Here is a 15,959-nt window from a genome sequence, read left to right as displayed (position 1 = left end):
TTAATCTAACTTTATTATTTGAAATGCAAAGCACTATGAAAAAGCATAACGACTTCCAGACTCGCCTCATTCATGCACAAAGAAAGGCCCCGCAATTTATTGAAACAATACAACCACCCTTATTTCGTGCATCTACTATTATTTTTAAATCAACTTCGCACCTTTTTGATCGCCACTGGACGGATGATTACGATTATAGCTATGGGACACACGGCACCCCCACTACCTTCACCTTAGGCGACAATATTGCGCAAATTGAAGGTGGATTGCATTGTTTGCTTGCACCAAGTGGCTTATCAGCAATTAATGTTGTGAACTCAGCATTTTTAAGTACTCATGATGAAGTATGGGTACCAGACAACATTTATGGACCAAACCTTGAGCATTTAAATCATCTGCAAAATCAATATGGCGTTATTGTCAAAGTGTACAACCCTATTGATGCCTCAAGCTTTCAACCAACTGAAAGAAGCAAACTGTTGTGGTTAGAGGCAGCAGGCTCAGTTACTCTAGAATTTCCTGATCTTAAGAATCTAGTCAAAAAAGCCAAAAAACACGGTGTATTAACAGCCCTAGATAACACTTGGGGAGCTGGGCTTGCGTTTAATGCTTTTAATTTTTCTGATGAACATCTATCAGTCGATTTAACAGTGCATGCACTCACCAAATATCCGAGTGGCGGCGGTGACATCTTAATGGGCAGCATTGTAACTCGTGATGAGAAACTTCATCACCGCCTATTCCGTACGCATGCCATTTTAGGTATTGCAGTTTCAGGAGATGATGCGGCTCAAGTTCAGCGCAGTCTTGCTCATATGTCTTTGAGATATCAAAAACAATCAGCCAATGCTCAAACTTTACTTAAGTGGTTAAAGGACCAATGCCAATTTGCACAAGTTCTACACCCAAGTGATGAATCCTCACCAGGCCATCAATACTGGCAAGAAATATGCACAACTGGTCAAAGTGCAGGCTTAGTGAGTGTTATTTTTAAACCTGAATATGACATTACAGCAGTACGTCGTTTCTGCGATGCATTAGAGTTATTTAAGCTCGGCTTTAGCTGGGGTGGCCCCGTTAGCCTGATTATGCTTTATGATTTAAAAATGATGAGAAAACTTGAGAATACACATTTACAACAAGGATTATTAGTTCGATTCTGTATAGGACTAGAAGATCCGCAAGATTTGATACAAGATATCGAAAATGCACTGAAACAAATGTAAAACGACAACATTATAGTGACTCAAACCATAGGATAAAAATATATGGGTACACCGATTGTTATTGCTAAAAATATTAATGACACATCAAAAGAAATTGTTTTACTTCCCCAGTTTGCTAACCGTCATGGACTTATTGCAGGCGCCACAGGTACAGGTAAAACAGTTACGTTAAAAGTTCTAGCAGAGAGTTTCTCTCGAATCGGTGTGCCGGTATTTCTTGCCGATGCTAAAGGCGATGTTTCGAGTCTCGCAAAAGCTGGTGAAGCTTCCGATAAATTTAATGAACGCTTAAAACTTTTACAAATTGATAGTATTCCATTCGCAGCTAACCCAGTTGTTTTTTGGGATTTATTTGGTCAGCAAGGTCATCCTATCCGAACCACCATTTCAGAAATAGGGCCAATTTTATTAGCACGCATACTCAACTTAAATGATACCCAAGAAGGTGTTTTATCCGCTGTATTCCGTATTGCAGATGACCAAGGGTTACTTTTAGTCGACTTTAAAGATTTAAAAGCCATGATCACTTTTGTGAGTGAACATGCAGCTGAGTTTAAAGCCGAGTATGGCAATTTATCTCCAGCCAGCCTAGGTGCCATTCAGCGCAACTTACTCGCTCTTGCCGACCAAGGTGGAGAACAGTTCTTTGGGGAACCAGCTTTAAATATTCTGGATTTTATCCAAACCGATGCAAACGGACACGGCTATATCAATATTCTTGCTGCCGACAAGCTCATGAATACGCCCAAGTTATACGCCACTTTCCTCTTATGGATGCTTTCAGAGCTATTTGAACAGCTACCAGAAGTCGGTGATATGGATAAGCCTAAACTCGTATTTTTCTTTGATGAAGCTCACTTGTTATTTGATAATGCTAGCCAAGCACTCCAAGACAAGATTGAACAAGTGGTACGTTTAATTCGTTCTAAAGGGGTGGGTATCTACTTTATTACTCAAAACCCACTCGACTTACCCGAAAGCGTTCTTGGTCAACTTGGTAATCGCGTTCAACATGCATTACGTGCATTCACCCCTAAAGATCAAAAAGCTGTAAAAACCGCAGCAGACACTTTCCGTGCTAATCCAGATTTTAAAGTTGATGAAGCTATTACCCAACTTGGTGTTGGTGAGGCATTAATTAGCTGTCTAGATGAACAAGGAACCCCACAGATTGTAGAACGTGGCTGGGTCATGCCGCCCTACTCTTCATTTACACCGATCACTCCCGAAGAGCGTCAGACTTTAATCTCGCAAAGTATTATTGCTGGCGTTTATGAACAAGCTGTAGATCGTGATAGTGCCTATGAAATGCTACAGAATAAAGTTGCTGAACGAGAACAGCAGCAGCAAGACGCCGAACTTGCAAAACAACAAGCTAAAGAACAAGAAACTTTAGCAAAACAGCAAGCTAAAGAGCAGGAACGTTTGGCACGTGAGCAATTAAAAGAGGAAGAAAGAGCAGCCCGTGAACGAGCTAAACTCACACAAGACATTGTTGGAACTTTTGCCAAAAGTGCTGCACGCAGCTTAGGAGGAAGTACGGGACAAAAACTCGTAAGAGGCTTGCTCGGCTCTTTATTTGGTAAATAAAAATATTAAAAAATTGTGTTAATTTTAGGGGATTTTATATCCCCTATTTTTTTTATGGTTTTTTTATAAAGAAAGTTATTGCCATTAATTTTTTAAAGATGTATTTTAAATACATCTTATATAGCCAGATAAATAAGGTCTAGTCATGACTCCACAACAAATTGAACTTGTTAAATCTACTGTACCAGTTTTACGTGAACACGGCGTTACGCTGACTACATACTTTTATAAGCGCATGCTTAATAACAATCCCGAATTAAAAAATGTTTTTAATTTAGATGACCAAACCAGCTTACGTCAGCCACGTGCTCTTGCAGCTGCTGTGCTTGCTTATGCAGAAAATATTGAGAACCCTACTGTTTTAGCTAAAGCTGTTGAACGTATCACCACTAAACACGTGAGCTTAGATATCCAACCAGATCAATATGCAATTGTTGGAGACAACTTGCTTCATTCAATTAGTGAAGTACTCAACGTGCCATTCGAATCAGAGCTTATCGAAGCTTGGAAGCAAGCATACTTACAGTTGGCTGATATCTTGATTGGTGTTGAAAAACAAAAATATGAGCAACTTGAAAGCTTAAAAGGTGGATGGGCTGGCTGGCGTTCATTTGAAATTACTCAAATTGATCCTCTGGGATCTGGCAAACGCTTCACTTTAAAAGCAACTGACCATGAAGACGTACTGACTAGCCCAGCAAATGCCTTTATTTCAGTTAAAGTACAAGTTCCCGAACAACAACTTGAACAACCGAAAGCGTTTAAATTTACTGAAGCTCAAGAAGATAACTCGTATCACTTTGAAGTGCAGCCTGAAGAAAATCATACTGAGTTTTCGGTTGCTAATATTTTACTTGAGCATTATAGAGTGGGTGATCAAGTACAGGTTTCAGCCCCTTTAACGCTGTAATGTAAAAACCTCTTGCCTGAAAGTTTTCTTATTTAGACTTTCAGGCTAAGATGATCATCCTTTTAATCTCTTCCATTTTTGGTGATCATGCAGCTTAATAAATTTACCGATTATGCATTACGAATCTTAATGTATGTTGCACGCCCAAGTGATGCACCTTACACGATTGCAGAAATCGCGAAAGATTTGCATGTTTCACAAAACCATCTAGTTAAAGTTGTTCACTTCATGGGCAAGCAAGAATGGATTATTACCATTCGAGGAAAAGGCGGAGGAATTCGCTTAAATCCAAATGCACTTAACTCAAATTTAGGTTCAATCGTTCGAATATTACAGGGCGACAATCAAATCGTTGAATGTAATACGCCACCTTGCGTATTACGCAGTCACTGTGGTTTAAAAGGTATTTTAGATCAGGCTTTAGAGAGTTTTTATCAAAGCCTAGATCAATACACACTCGGAGAAGTTTTGCAGCAATCAAAATCCGCTCCTGCCAACTCCCCTATTGCATTTTTACAAATCTAACCTCTATTACTTTTAATAACTAGATTTATTGAAAATTAGCAAGAATACCCAAGCTCCTTTATACTAGGCGCGAGCCCTCTCATTTAAAAAGTTATTTTTTATGCGTCGTAGTGAAAAATCGAAAGACACCAAAGCCAGACTCGCACCCAAGCAAAAGATCAGCTATGAAAAGAAACCAGATCCAGCGATCACAGCATATGCTGTGCAATCACTCAACTGGTTACGCCAAGCTGAGTTTCTAATGAGTGCACCTAAATTGGCACTTTGTGTTGAAGATAGTGGCTACGAGATCGCTTTTGCAGGACGCTCAAATGCCGGTAAGTCTAGTGCTATCAATGCACTAACCAACAAAAAACAGTTAGCGCGCGCCTCTAAAAAACCTGGCCGTACTCAAATGATTAACTTCTTTAGTCTAGGCAACCCCGATCAACGTTTAGTCGATCTTCCTGGCTATGGCTATGCAGCCGTACCTGAAGATATGAAACGAGTATGGCAAAAAGAATTAGAGAACTATTTAATCCATCGTAAAAGCTTACAAGGCTTAGTATTACTTATGGATATTCGCCATCCTCTACAGCATTTCGACATGATGATGCTAGAGTGGGCTTATTCACGTCATCTCTTTGTTCATATTCTCTTAACGAAAGCAGATAAACTTAATCGTGGTCCTGCAAATAAAGTGCTATTAGAAGTTAAGCAACAACTGAAAAAAATGAAGCTTGATTTCTCGATTCAACTTTTCTCATCACTTAACAAATTAGGTTTAGAAGAGCTAGCAAGCGTTATGGCTGGACGCCTGCATTTTACACTTGATCAAGAACCAGAATTTGACGTTGACGCGATCCCTGAAGCAAGCGATGAGGATGCTGAAGAGTAAATCGTCAAAACAGATACAATTTCTTTATTAAATTTATTTTCAAATTGGCCCCTATTGCTAAACACAAATGTAGGGGCTTTTTTTATACTCGTTATAACTTCATCGAGTTAAAAATCAGGACTAAATGATGAAATTGTTATCTTTTTTGAAGAACAAAGCTTTAGGTTCTTCTATTGACTATAAAATTCTTCCACGTAAAGTAAAATTTGACTGGAAAGATACCCCTGTTGACTGGATTCCAAATCAGCCTTTCGCAAGTTATTTTATTAATGAAATTAATAATATCTTGCCTGCCGGAGAATTCTGGTTCTGCCGTTTGTACAATAAGGTTTTACCTCAAATTAAAGACGAAAAACTTAAACAGGATGTCCAAGCATTTATCCGTCAGGAAGCTATGCACGCCAATGCGCATACGTCAGCTAATAAAGAATATTTAAGTGCACGTAATATTGATATCCAGCGAAATCTGGACATTATGAATTATCTATTTACTACTGCCTTAGCAGATAAACCTTTCGACAAAGAAGTTCCTCAATTTCTACAAGAGCAATGGGATCTTTTCCGTTTAGGCGTTATTGCAACTGTTGAACATATGACCTGTGTGTTGGGTAAATATGCACTCTATAACAAGCGCTGGGAAGAATTAGGTGCCGACCCTGAAATGGTTGACTTGGTAAAATGGCATGGTTCAGAGGAAATTGAACACCGTACAGTTGCTTTTGATTTATACCGCCATTTGGGTGGTGGTTATATTCCACGCTACTATTTAAGCCTCGCAGTAATTGTACTAGTGCTTGGATTATGGGTAGATGGCGCTGCACATATTATGAAACAAGATCCACGTTTTGCAGATGCGGCTAAATCTAGATTTTTCCCAGTATGGGTTGCAGTAGAATGGTATAAAATTAGCCGAAAAGATAATCAGGTTTTACCAAATCCAATCTGGCTTATTGCCCAACAAATTGATTACCTCATGCCTTGGTATGATCCAGTAAAAGAAGGTAGCACTGAAGATGCGGTAAATTATTTATCACAATCTCCAGCAGCAAAAAGAGCTGAATTACAAGCGGCTTAAAAATAAAAAAGCAGGATTTAAAATCCTGCTTTTTTATTTAGGAGATTAGACACTGATATCTTTATCTTTTGTATAACGGTCAACAACCACGCTAATCATCATATCACCCTGCACATTTACCACTGTTCTTACTGTATCCAATAGGCGGTCAATCGGAAGTAAAATTGCAATTGCTTCAGCCGGTAAACCTACAGACTGTAAAACCATAATCATGGTAACCATACCAGCACTGGGAATTCCAGGTGCTCCTAGTGATGCAATCATTGCTGTTAAGCACACAATAATTTGTTGTGTCAGATTTAAGTCTAGCCCCACCAAATTTGCGACAAACAATGCAGCGGCTGCTTCATATAAAGCCGTACCATCCATATTAAGCTGTGTGCCTAAAGGAATCACAAAACCAGCTGTTTGCGGACGAACACCTAAGTTTTCCTGTGCGCATTTCATACTAAGTGGCATCGTGGCAGAACTAGAGCTGGTTGCGAATGCTGTAATTAGCGCTGTACGTGTTCCTTTGAAAAAAGTCCAAGGACTCATGCGGCCAAAAATCCAAAGTAGTAATGGTAAAACAACAGCACCATGAAAAATGGTAGTCCCTGTCACTACAACAGCAAACTCAGCCAAACGACTTAGTACCGAAATATCTTCCGTTGCCATTAACTTTGCTAATAAAGCAAAAATACCCAAAGGTGCTAGCTTCATTACCCAGCCGACTAGCATCATCATCATTTCAAAAAATTGATGACTCAATACGCGAATACTTTTAAAACGCTCACCGCCATGGACTAAAGCAACACCAACAAATAGTGCAAACACCACAACAGCTAAAACATTACCATCGCTAAATGCTTTAAATGGGTTAATTAATGTATTTTGAATAAAATTAGTGAAAAAACTTGCAGGATTTAAACTATCTGGTGCCTGATAGTTTTGCATAGACGTTTGGAAAATAGAGATATCTATACCACGCCCTACTTCAAATAGATGAGCACAACTTATACCTAAAATTAAAGCCAATGTTGTTGTGGTCAAACAACATAAAAAGGTAATTTTCCAGACTGGACCTAACTGCCCTCCCGCCTGCAAATTAGAGACCCCCACAACAATCGAGCTAAAAATTAAAGGCACCAACAACATTTTAAGCAGCCCAATAAAGACACTACTTAATATGCCTAACCCATATAAACTATGTTTTACAAACGCAGTATCGGGATACAACGTTAATATAAAACCAAAGGCTAAGCCTAAAATGGCCGCAATAAGAATTTGTGTGTTTAAGTTCATATCAGCATTATTTTTTTCAGTTGGCAATCCTTTTGCAAATATGACATGAGCTCGCTATTCATACGAGCAATTTTTTGTCACATCGTTTCAATTAAAAATAAAAAAGCCATCTGATGAGATGGCTTTATAAATAAGTTTATTGCGTTTCAATTTCCCGCAAACGAATTAAACCCTCTTGTACGGTACTGCATACCAACTGACCATTTTGCCACATACGTCCAAAGTTTAAACCGCGAGAAGCTGCGCTGACTGTTGCTTCCATATCGTAAAGCATCCATTCGTCAGCACGCAGCGGGCGATGGAAATAAATTGCATGATCAATACTTGCACACTGCAAACTTGGAGAAATATAGCTTAAACCATGCGGTCTTAAAGCGGTTGTCATTAAGGTAAAGTCTGAATAAAACGCAACAATCGCTTGATGTAGAGCAATATCATCTAATTGTTTTGGAATACGGTCATGTGTGCGGATATAGTGCGCATTATACGGCGCTTCAGGTTGAGGCTGAAACGGATTTACTGGATCAATTGGGCGGATTTCTACATGGCGCTCACGCATGAAACTAGCACGAACATTTTCAGGTACGAAGTTTAAAATACCTTCTTTGAGCTCATTTTCAGATTTAAGAGTCTCTGGTGCTGGATATTCTGGTTCTTGATGTTGATAGTTCAAGCCTTCTTCGGGGTTAGCAAAAGAAACCATCGCCGAAAAGATAACTCGTCCATGCTGAATTGCACGAACCTGACGACTTACGAAACTCTTCCCATCACGTAAACGGTCTACTTCATAAATAATTGGGGCATTAATATCGCCGCCATATAAAAAATATGCATGCAAAGAATGCGCTGGACGATCGGTTGTATAAGATGCCGCACGTAAAGCCTGACCCAAAACCTGCCCACCAAAGACACGTTTACCGACAAGATTACGACTTATGCCACGGTAAATATTTTCTTCCAACTTTTCTAAAGTAAGAAGATCTACTAGTTCTTGGGTTAACGCATTCATGAGAGATACCTTCATATTTCAGGTAAAAAATCGTATTAAAGTACAGATGTGTAGAATCTATTGTGCCATAAAAAACTATTTGAACATGGAACAATCAGTCAACTTCTGATGAAGATTGCTCATATAACAGCTAAAAATACGATTTTTAACGATAAAATATGCCAAAAGCATTATAATTTATAAGAAAGTAGCATATTGTTTTTTTTAATAAATGCCGCAAAATAATTACCCTCTGCATTTGGTGCTGGGATTTGTCTTTAAGAAGTAGGAGTTCTTATGTCCAAGAGTGGGTTTGGTCAAATGTATCGTCGGCTTTCGAGTAAACTACTTGACCTCGTGGTAACACCACATGTTCTTGGGGAAGTTCCTACTGAACCAGTATCAGAAACAACAGAAACAGAAGCAAAAACTGACCGCCAAAAAGTGGTTTGTTACGTCTTACAAAACCACTCTCGAAGCAATGCTCTGGTGGTTGACGGAGAAACGCGTCGTTTAAATTTAAAACCTGCGTTAGACCCACTCATTGTGGGTACTCATCAGGAAAAAGCATCAGTTTTATTTTTACAGCACAATGATGAAAATAATTTACTGAATCCGCCTCCTCATGCTTTTCCACCGCGTTTAATAAAACTGATTGAAGTTTTACAAGAAAATCCTGAACTTGATATAGAGCTTGTTCCAGTTACAGTTTTATGGGGCCGTTCGCCAGATAAAGAAGATTCTTGGTTTAAATTATTATTTTCAGACACATGGGCAACGCCAAGCACAGTTAAGCAGTTGGTAAATATTGGTTTGCATGGTCGTCAGTCTTATTTAGAGTTTCATGAACCGCAATCGCTACGTGAATTGGTTGAATATGCACAGCAGCATTATCCAAATCTTTCACCAGCAACTTATATTGTAAGTACGTTAAATGATTATTTAGACCGTCAGCGTGAAGTCGTGTTAGGCCCCGATTTGTCGGATCGCCGCAATGTCATGCAATCGGTTGTTAAATCTCGTGATGTGCAAGAAGCAATCCGCCGTGAAAGTATTCGCGGAAAAGTGAGCATGCTTGAAGCTGAACGCCGTGCGATTGGCTATGTGAATGAAATCGTATCGGATTATTCACACTCAGCAGTGCGCTTTGCCGATCTTGCCTTAACACGCCTATGGACCCAGCTTTATGACGGCGTAGAAGTGCATAACTTTAGTACCGTTCGTGAACTGGCTAAAGACTATGAAGTTGTCTATACGCCTTGTCATCGCAGTCATATTGACTATTTACTATTGTCATATGTGATCTATAAGCGTGGCTTAATGGTTCCGTATATTGCTGCGGGTGACAACTTAAACTTACCTTTTGTTGGACAGCTTCTACGTGGTGGCGGTGCATTCTTCATTCGCCGCTCTTTCCGTGGAAATGGTCTATACACCACTGTATTTAAAGAATATCTATATAGTATTTTGTCACGCAACACGCCACTTGAATACTTTATTGAAGGTGGACGCTCACGTACTGGACGCTTATTACCGCCTAAAACCGGTATGCTTGCCATGACAGTTCACAGCCATTTACGTGGCCGTGCTAAACCGATCGTTTTCTTACCAACTTATATTGGTTATGAACGACTCATGGAAGGCTCAACTTACGTAGGCGAAATGCAAGGCAAGCCAAAAGAAGCCGAATCTATTTTTGGTATTGTGAAAACCTTACGAAAAATTGAACGTATTTTTGGTAAAGTCCACGTGAACTTTGGTGAACCTGTTTTCCTTGATGATCTGCTTAAGCAACATAATGCAGAAAATGTTTACATCGAGAAAAATGACGACCCAATTCCTCAAGCTGTTTCAGATGCAGTAAATAGCTCTGCACATGCAATTTTAGAAAATATTAACCGAGCTGTGGTGATTAACCCTGTTTCTTTACTTTCTATTATTTTGCTTGCAACTCCAAAGCATACGCTTGATGAAGAAATTTGTATTAAGCAGCTAGAAGCTTATCGTAACTTGGCATCGAACTTCCCATATGACCAACGTATGGAAGTAACGCCACTTTCTGGTAAAGAAATTATTGCGTATGGTTTAAAGCTTAAACTCATTAAACGCGTTCAGCATGCGCTTGGCGATATTATTGCGATTGAAGATAACCAAGCTGTTCTTCTGACTTACTTCCGTAATAACATCTTGCACGCCTTTGTTTTACCTTCTCTAGTAGCATCGCTTGTTGAGCATAATGGAAAAATCAGTCGTTCAGATTTAACTAATGTCATCTATACGCTCTATCCATTCTTGAAAGCTGAGTTATTCCTTAAATGGAAGAGCAGCGAGCTTAAAGCACAAGTTGAGCAATATGCAGATGCTCTAGTTCAATCTAACCTTATTCAACAAGACGATGAAGGTAACTTGATTAGCTCTGCGCCAAATACAGAAGAGCATAATCAGCTTGTTGTTTTAGCAACGCCAGTTAAGCAAAGTCTTGAGCGTTACTACATGACACTTGCGCTCATTACTCAACGTGGTTCAGGTAATATCTCTGCTAAACAAGTTGAAGAATTAAGTCATTTATTAGGACAACGTTTATCAGTTCTATATGAATTTAATTCGCCAGAGTTCTTCGATAAAGCTTTATTCCAAAGCTTCTTAAAAGTACTTACGCAGCAAAATTACATTCGCACTAACGATCAAGGCCAAATTGAGTTTGATGATAACTTCCGTCAAATGGCTGCTGGCGCACAGTTGGTGCTTGATGAAGTAACCTTGCAAATGTTGCAGCACATCACCACCTTTACTGACGAAGAGTTGAAAGATGCTCTTGAAGCAATGGCATCTCAACAAGCTAAACGCCGTTTAAAACGCAAAAAAGCTTAAAGTCTTTAGTCAAAATAAAAGGCAACTTCGGTTGCCTTTTATTTTATTAGCGAATTGGACATTCAAAATAACGTGGATCATCCATACAACGTAAGCGCTTCATGAGTTGAACAAAATAAGCATCATAGTATCCCGAAAGAACATACTGATTACGTATTTTGGCAACCATCACGTCATAACTTTGCTTTTCATAAAAAGAGACATCTACCCAATAATAAGCAGGTAAATGATTTTCCCATTGTGTCGCACGGTTCGTCAGCAATTGGCTATTTTGGACAAACCATCCTCGTATTTTTCGGCCAAAATTAGCAGGATAAGCTTGCGGCTTAATAATTAAATTGACACCGAAATATGCCAAAGGAAAATTGATGACTTGAGTATCCGGCCCAAATTCTTTTTGTAAGTTATACGGCAATAATCCATATACTGGGGCAGCAATAATATCGATTTTATTTTGCTTAAACTGCGCAAGCGCGTTAGATAAATCAACATAGACTGGCTGAGCACCCACACTTCGTACCAGTGCTTGTTGTGGTGGATTGTTGGGTAGCACCCCAATACGCTGATTTCTTAATTGAGCCACTCTAGAAAGGTTCTTATTTTTTAGAACCATGTAAGCAGTTCCAATTGGAATCATTCCTATAGCTTCATAATTCTTAGAAACTAACCTTTTCTCGATTGTAGGATGATTTAAAAGCTGCAAAAAGCTTTTTGCCGTACGGTTATTAGGAATAAGCCCTATACCCGCGGTACTTCCCATAAATTGGTTATAACGATAAGTATTGAAATTGGATGCAGCTAAACCTGAACATTTTCCATCATCAAAAGCTTGTATGGCCTGCTGTTCTTTTTGATAGGTAACCACTTTAAATTTGACTTGATATTGCTGGGCATAAAGCCGAATGTCATTTAAACGGCGAGTAATATCCCCTTGGGACCCGATAGGATCATAGGCACACCACACCTGATCCTCAGCCCAACTCGCAACAGCTGTTACGCTCAAGATAAGAGCTAAACAAATTTTTTTCACTTTCAACCTTTTTATCTTTATCGGCAATTTGACTGCCTCATCAGGTATTTATGTTCTTATTTAAAGTTTAATCAAAATTTCATTTAGTGCTATGAACATTTAAACATAATAAATAGTCATTAAAGCAAATTGGATGCTCTAATTGAAAACCCGTTGCTGGCAAATGTTTTGCATAAATTCTTTTACCTGAAATTTGGTTTGATTCTAAAGTTAACTCTGGTAAACCCAATTGTTTTTGAAACCACACAATAACTTCATGCAAAGGTAATGGTTGATTATTAGTCACAATATAGCTTGCTTGATGACTTTCGTAATCAGCCATAAAAGCCAAAAATCTCGCTAAATCATCAATATGTATTCGATTGCTATAATGTATATTTGGATAAATTTGATTATTTTCAGCCATTTTCTTTAAGCGGGCAATGGAAGTTCCATAAATACCTGTAGGACGAACAATTACAGATTGAGTTGGATAATATTTTTGCCAGAGTAACTCCATATTACGCAATATATAGCCTTGTGCATCATTTGGATGAATTTCACTAAAATCATCAATGATCTCCCCTGCATTTTCACCATACACCCGCGTAGAAGAGACAACAATTATTTTTTTTACTGGATGTATTTTTAATGCTTCTCGAATCGGTTCAATACTATCTACATAAGTATGTTGATAGCCCTCAACCGTACTCTCATTTGGAGAAAGTAAAATATATACGACATCCACAGGTTCAATTTTACTTAAATCAAGTTTAAAGATATCTTGAACAAGATGTGTTGCGTAACTATCCGTTTTTACACTACGGCTGATTGTGGTAATTTGATGTTCTTTCTCAAATAGTTGTTTAGCAACACGCTGAGATGTTTTACCATAACCGATAAATAATATATGCATAGAAAACTCGTTGAGGGGACATGACTTCAGTCCATCAGTTACAAGGCGTTGGATCGGCTTCAGCAGCCCTACTCGAAAAACTAAATATTTTTACCACAGATGATTTATTGTTTCATCTGCCACGTGATTATGAAGACCGCAGTACGATTATTCCAATGAATCAACTTGTGGTTGGGCGGAGCTATTTACTCGAAGGTGAAGTCAAATCAATTGATTTCCCTCCGGGAAAACGAAAATCTATGGCAGCCTTGGTGCAAGATGAATTCGGTAAAGTCACCTTACGCTTTTATCATATTTATAAAAACCTGACTGATAAAATAAAACCCGGTCATCGCTTACGTATTTTTGGTGAAGTCCGTGTAGGTGCTCGCGGCCTTGAGATGTATCATCCTGAAATTCAACTCATTCATGAACATACACCTCTACCAAAAACTCAGCTGACAGCAATTTATCCAAGTACCGATGGGTTAACTCAACCCAAATTACGCGAATATGTAAAACAAGCTTTAAAGCATCATAGTGATGCCTTACCAGAGCTACTCCCAAAGCAATATACCAATGGCTATGCGCTTAAAGAGGCTTTGTATTACATTCATGAGCCTCCCGTGGATGCCAACATGCTGCAATTGGCTCAAGGCTCGCACCCCGCACAGCAAAGGCTTATTTTTGAAGAGCTAGTTGCACACCAAATTAGTTTACTTAATCGACGTGCTTATATTCGTCAAATTGCGTCACCTGCATTTTCAAGCAGTAAAGTATTAGCTAAAAAACTATTAGAAGCTTTACCATTTCAAATGACCAATGCACAAAAACGTGTATCTAAAGAAATTTTAAATGACTTAAAACAACACCAACCTATGCTACGCCTAGTACAAGGTGACGTTGGTGCTGGAAAGACCTTGGTTGCCGCTGTAGCCGCTTGCCATGCTTTAGAAGCAGATTGGCAGGTTGCATTAATGGCTCCGACTGAAATTCTTGCAGAACAGCATTATTTAAACTTTAAACGTTGGTTTGAACCATTAGGTGTAACCGTGGCATGGTTATCTGGCAAACAAAAAGGTAAAGCGCGTGCTCAAGCAGAGCAGCAAATTAAAGAAGGCCATGCAGAACTTATTGTTGGTACACATGCCCTATTTCAAGATAACGTCGGGTTTGCCAAATTAGGATTAGTGATTATTGATGAACAACATCGTTTTGGTGTAGATCAACGTTTAGCTTTACGTAATAAAGGTGCTGAGCAATTCACCCCACATCAACTCGTGATGACAGCTACTCCGATTCCGAGAACACTGGCAATGAGTGCGTATGGTGATTTAGACACATCCATAATTGATGAGTTACCACCGGGCCGTACACCTATTCAAACCGTTACGATTCCACTTGATCGTCGTGAGGAAGTACTGCAACGAATTGCTTCGAATTGTAGAGATGGGAAACAGGCCTATTGGGTATGCACATTAGTTGAACAGTCTGAGACTTTAGATGCTCAAGCAGCAGAAGCAACTTACCAAGAGATGAAAGAACGTTTTCCTGAACTCAATATTGGTTTGGTGCATGGCAAAATGAAAGCCGATGAAAAGCAAGCCGTCATGCAAGCACTTAAAAATAATGAATTACAGCTTCTTATCGCAACAACAGTGATTGAAGTTGGAGTAGACGTTCCTAACTCTTCCATTATGGTGATTGAAAATGCCGAGCGTTTAGGGCTTTCTCAACTACACCAATTACGTGGCCGCGTAGGTCGAGGTGCTCAAGCCAGTTTTTGCGTACTTTTATATAAAACGCCTCTCTCTCAAAATGGACAAGAAAGACTTTCTATTTTAAGAGAAAGTAATGATGGCTTTGTGATTGCCGAAAAAGATCTGGAATTACGTGGACCGGGTGAATTACTAGGAACTAAACAAACTGGGGATATGGGATTTAGGGTGGCCCGATTAGAACGAGATGATCACTTACTGAGTCAGGCTCACTATGTAGCACAGCAAGTTTTAAAAGATTATCCAGAACAGGCAGATGCTCTATTAAAACGTTGGCTTCCTGAGGCACCTCGCTACGCGTATGTTTAATTTTTTAAACTTCCAACCTCTTATTCAGTTATTTTCACCTTGCTCATTGTGCGAGTTAGGCACGCGAGAAAAATCCTCGCTCTGTAAAGACTGTTGGGAACAGCTACCTTGGCTTAAACAAACCATTCAACGTAATAATCAATCTGTTCTTGTGGCCTGTAATTATGCTTATCCGGTTAACCGGATCATTCAGCAGTTTAAATATGAACAAAAGTTACATTATCAGATCTTATTAGGTGAAATTTTAAAACAATTAAAATTTCCCAAGGTACAAGCGATCGTACCCATGCCTATTTCCAATCAACGTTTAATTGAGCGTGGTTTCAATCAGTCTTTGCTACTTGCCAATATCTTAAGCAAACACTTAAAAATACCTGTTTGGCAACCAATTCAACGCTTAAATGAACACGCTCAAAAAGGACTTTCTCGACTAGAACGCTTTGAAAATATCGAACAACAATTTTTACCCCATCATCAAGAGAAACGACGTTATCGCCGTGTTCTCATTATTGATGACGTGATAACCACGGGAAGCTCTGTAAATGCGCTCAGTCAAGCACTTAAACAATTAGGCTGCACATCCATTCATACGGCGTGCCTAGCAGCAACGCCGAAGAGTTAA

Annotated in this window: 13 protein-coding genes and 1 pseudogene; 10 read left to right on the top strand and 4 right to left on the bottom strand. The window is 39.1% G+C overall.

Annotated features, from left to right (window positions below):
- The first annotated feature begins 35 nt into the window (after nucleotides 1–35).
- The 7 genes and pseudogenes from KTJ10_RS12515 to KTJ10_RS12485 all read left to right on the top strand — a co-directional run bounded on the left by KTJ10_RS12515 (nucleotide 36) and on the right by KTJ10_RS12485 (nucleotide 6,203).
- Nucleotides 36–1,226 (top strand): PLP-dependent transferase, encoded by a 1,191-nt coding sequence (locus KTJ10_RS12515; RefSeq protein ID WP_262442134.1) that lies wholly within the window; start codon nucleotides 36–38, stop codon nucleotides 1,224–1,226.
- Between the two features lie 42 nt (nucleotides 1,227–1,268).
- Nucleotides 1,269–2,816 carry a DUF853 domain-containing protein gene (locus KTJ10_RS12510; RefSeq protein WP_262442133.1) on the top strand — a complete coding sequence of 516 codons (1,548 nt, stop codon included), beginning with the start codon at nucleotides 1,269–1,271 and terminating at the stop codon, nucleotides 2,814–2,816.
- Nucleotides 2,806–2,959: pseudogene (locus KTJ10_RS12505) on the top strand (hypothetical protein). The gene KTJ10_RS12510 and the pseudogene KTJ10_RS12505 overlap by 11 nt, the downstream one beginning before the upstream one ends.
- 2 nt (nucleotides 2,960–2,961) lie before the next feature.
- The gene (locus KTJ10_RS12500; RefSeq protein WP_262442132.1) at nucleotides 2,962–3,726 is read left to right on the top strand and encodes a globin domain-containing protein; all 765 of its coding nucleotides are present in this window, start codon (nucleotides 2,962–2,964) and stop codon (nucleotides 3,724–3,726) included.
- Between the two features lie 87 nt (nucleotides 3,727–3,813).
- Nucleotides 3,814–4,251: an RrF2 family transcriptional regulator gene (locus KTJ10_RS12495; protein ID WP_262442131.1), complete on the top strand. Its 438-nt coding sequence runs from the start codon at nucleotides 3,814–3,816 to the stop codon at nucleotides 4,249–4,251.
- 100 nt (nucleotides 4,252–4,351) lie between these two features.
- Nucleotides 4,352–5,128 carry a ribosome biogenesis GTP-binding protein YihA/YsxC gene (yihA, locus tag KTJ10_RS12490; RefSeq protein WP_005067265.1) on the top strand — a complete coding sequence of 259 codons (777 nt, stop codon included), beginning with the start codon at nucleotides 4,352–4,354 and terminating at the stop codon, nucleotides 5,126–5,128.
- Nucleotides 5,129–5,252: 124 nt separating this feature from the next.
- Nucleotides 5,253–6,203, top strand: a complete 951-nt coding sequence (locus KTJ10_RS12485) for a metal-dependent hydrolase (protein WP_130119849.1) — start codon at nucleotides 5,253–5,255, stop codon at nucleotides 6,201–6,203.
- A 45-nt stretch (nucleotides 6,204–6,248) separates the two neighbouring features.
- Here KTJ10_RS12485 and KTJ10_RS12480 read toward each other — a convergent pair whose 3' ends face one another.
- The gene (locus tag KTJ10_RS12480) at nucleotides 6,249–7,514 is read right to left on the bottom strand and encodes a dicarboxylate/amino acid:cation symporter (RefSeq protein ID WP_031945274.1); all 1,266 of its coding nucleotides are present in this window, start codon (nucleotides 7,512–7,514) and stop codon (nucleotides 6,249–6,251) included.
- Nucleotides 7,515–7,623: 109 nt separating this feature from the next.
- Nucleotides 7,624–8,496, bottom strand: a complete 873-nt coding sequence (locus KTJ10_RS12475) for an acyl-CoA thioesterase (protein WP_002116924.1) — start codon at nucleotides 8,494–8,496, stop codon at nucleotides 7,624–7,626.
- 276 nt (nucleotides 8,497–8,772) lie between these two features.
- Between KTJ10_RS12475 and plsB the strand changes: the two genes are divergently transcribed.
- Complete coding sequence (gene plsB, locus KTJ10_RS12470; protein ID WP_005067259.1) at nucleotides 8,773–11,346, top strand: glycerol-3-phosphate 1-O-acyltransferase PlsB; 2,574 nt, start codon at nucleotides 8,773–8,775, stop codon at nucleotides 11,344–11,346.
- A 46-nt stretch (nucleotides 11,347–11,392) separates the two neighbouring features.
- Here the strand turns inward: plsB and KTJ10_RS12465 are convergent, their stop codons facing one another.
- Together KTJ10_RS12465 and KTJ10_RS12460 are read right to left on the bottom strand one after the other, a co-directional pair.
- Entirely contained in the window at nucleotides 11,393–12,376 is a 984-nt protein-coding gene (locus KTJ10_RS12465; protein WP_262440277.1) for a putative solute-binding protein, read from the bottom strand.
- A gap of 79 nt (nucleotides 12,377–12,455) precedes the next feature.
- A complete protein-coding gene (locus KTJ10_RS12460) occupies nucleotides 12,456–13,271 on the bottom strand; it encodes an NAD-dependent epimerase/dehydratase family protein (protein ID WP_262442130.1) in 816 nt (271 codons plus the stop codon).
- Nucleotides 13,272–13,291: 20 nt separating this feature from the next.
- On the opposite strand from KTJ10_RS12460, the gene recG reads away from it, so the two are divergent.
- Both recG and KTJ10_RS12450 read left to right on the top strand, forming a co-directional pair.
- Nucleotides 13,292–15,337 (top strand): ATP-dependent DNA helicase RecG, encoded by a 2,046-nt coding sequence (gene recG / locus KTJ10_RS12455; RefSeq protein ID WP_262442129.1) that lies wholly within the window; start codon nucleotides 13,292–13,294, stop codon nucleotides 15,335–15,337.
- The gene (locus KTJ10_RS12450; protein ID WP_262442128.1) at nucleotides 15,330–15,959 is read left to right on the top strand and encodes a ComF family protein; all 630 of its coding nucleotides are present in this window, start codon (nucleotides 15,330–15,332) and stop codon (nucleotides 15,957–15,959) included. Before recG ends, KTJ10_RS12450 begins: the two co-directional genes overlap by 8 nt.

This window comes from Acinetobacter sp. WU_MDCI_Abxc222 (assembly GCF_025514755.1).
GTDB classification, from domain to species: Bacteria; Pseudomonadota; Gammaproteobacteria; order Pseudomonadales; family Moraxellaceae; genus Acinetobacter; species Acinetobacter geminorum.
The sequence above is the reverse complement of the archived record's forward strand: the minus strand, read 5'-3'. Positions and strand labels throughout refer to the sequence as shown.

Excerpts from the sequence above, each read along its gene's own strand:
- KTJ10_RS12515 (WP_262442134.1), top strand. The coding sequence starts at position 36 with ATGAAAAAGCATAACGACTTCCAGACTCGCCTCATTCATGCACAAAGA.
- KTJ10_RS12510 (WP_262442133.1), top strand. The coding sequence starts at position 1,269 with ATGGGTACACCGATTGTTATTGCTAAAAATATTAATGACACATCAAAA.
- KTJ10_RS12500 (WP_262442132.1), top strand. The coding sequence starts at position 2,962 with ATGACTCCACAACAAATTGAACTTGTTAAATCTACTGTACCAGTTTTA.
- KTJ10_RS12495 (WP_262442131.1), top strand. The coding sequence starts at position 3,814 with ATGCAGCTTAATAAATTTACCGATTATGCATTACGAATCTTAATGTAT.
- yihA (WP_005067265.1), top strand. The coding sequence starts at position 4,352 with ATGCGTCGTAGTGAAAAATCGAAAGACACCAAAGCCAGACTCGCACCC.
- KTJ10_RS12485 (WP_130119849.1), top strand. The coding sequence starts at position 5,253 with ATGATGAAATTGTTATCTTTTTTGAAGAACAAAGCTTTAGGTTCTTCT.
- KTJ10_RS12475 (WP_002116924.1), bottom strand. The coding sequence starts at position 8,496 with ATGAATGCGTTAACCCAAGAACTAGTAGATCTTCTTACTTTAGAAAAG.
- plsB (WP_005067259.1), top strand. The coding sequence starts at position 8,773 with ATGTCCAAGAGTGGGTTTGGTCAAATGTATCGTCGGCTTTCGAGTAAA.
- KTJ10_RS12460 (WP_262442130.1), bottom strand. The coding sequence starts at position 13,271 with ATGCATATATTATTTATCGGTTATGGTAAAACATCTCAGCGTGTTGCT.
- recG (WP_262442129.1), top strand. The coding sequence starts at position 13,292 with ATGACTTCAGTCCATCAGTTACAAGGCGTTGGATCGGCTTCAGCAGCC.
- KTJ10_RS12450 (WP_262442128.1), top strand. The coding sequence starts at position 15,330 with ATGTTTAATTTTTTAAACTTCCAACCTCTTATTCAGTTATTTTCACCT.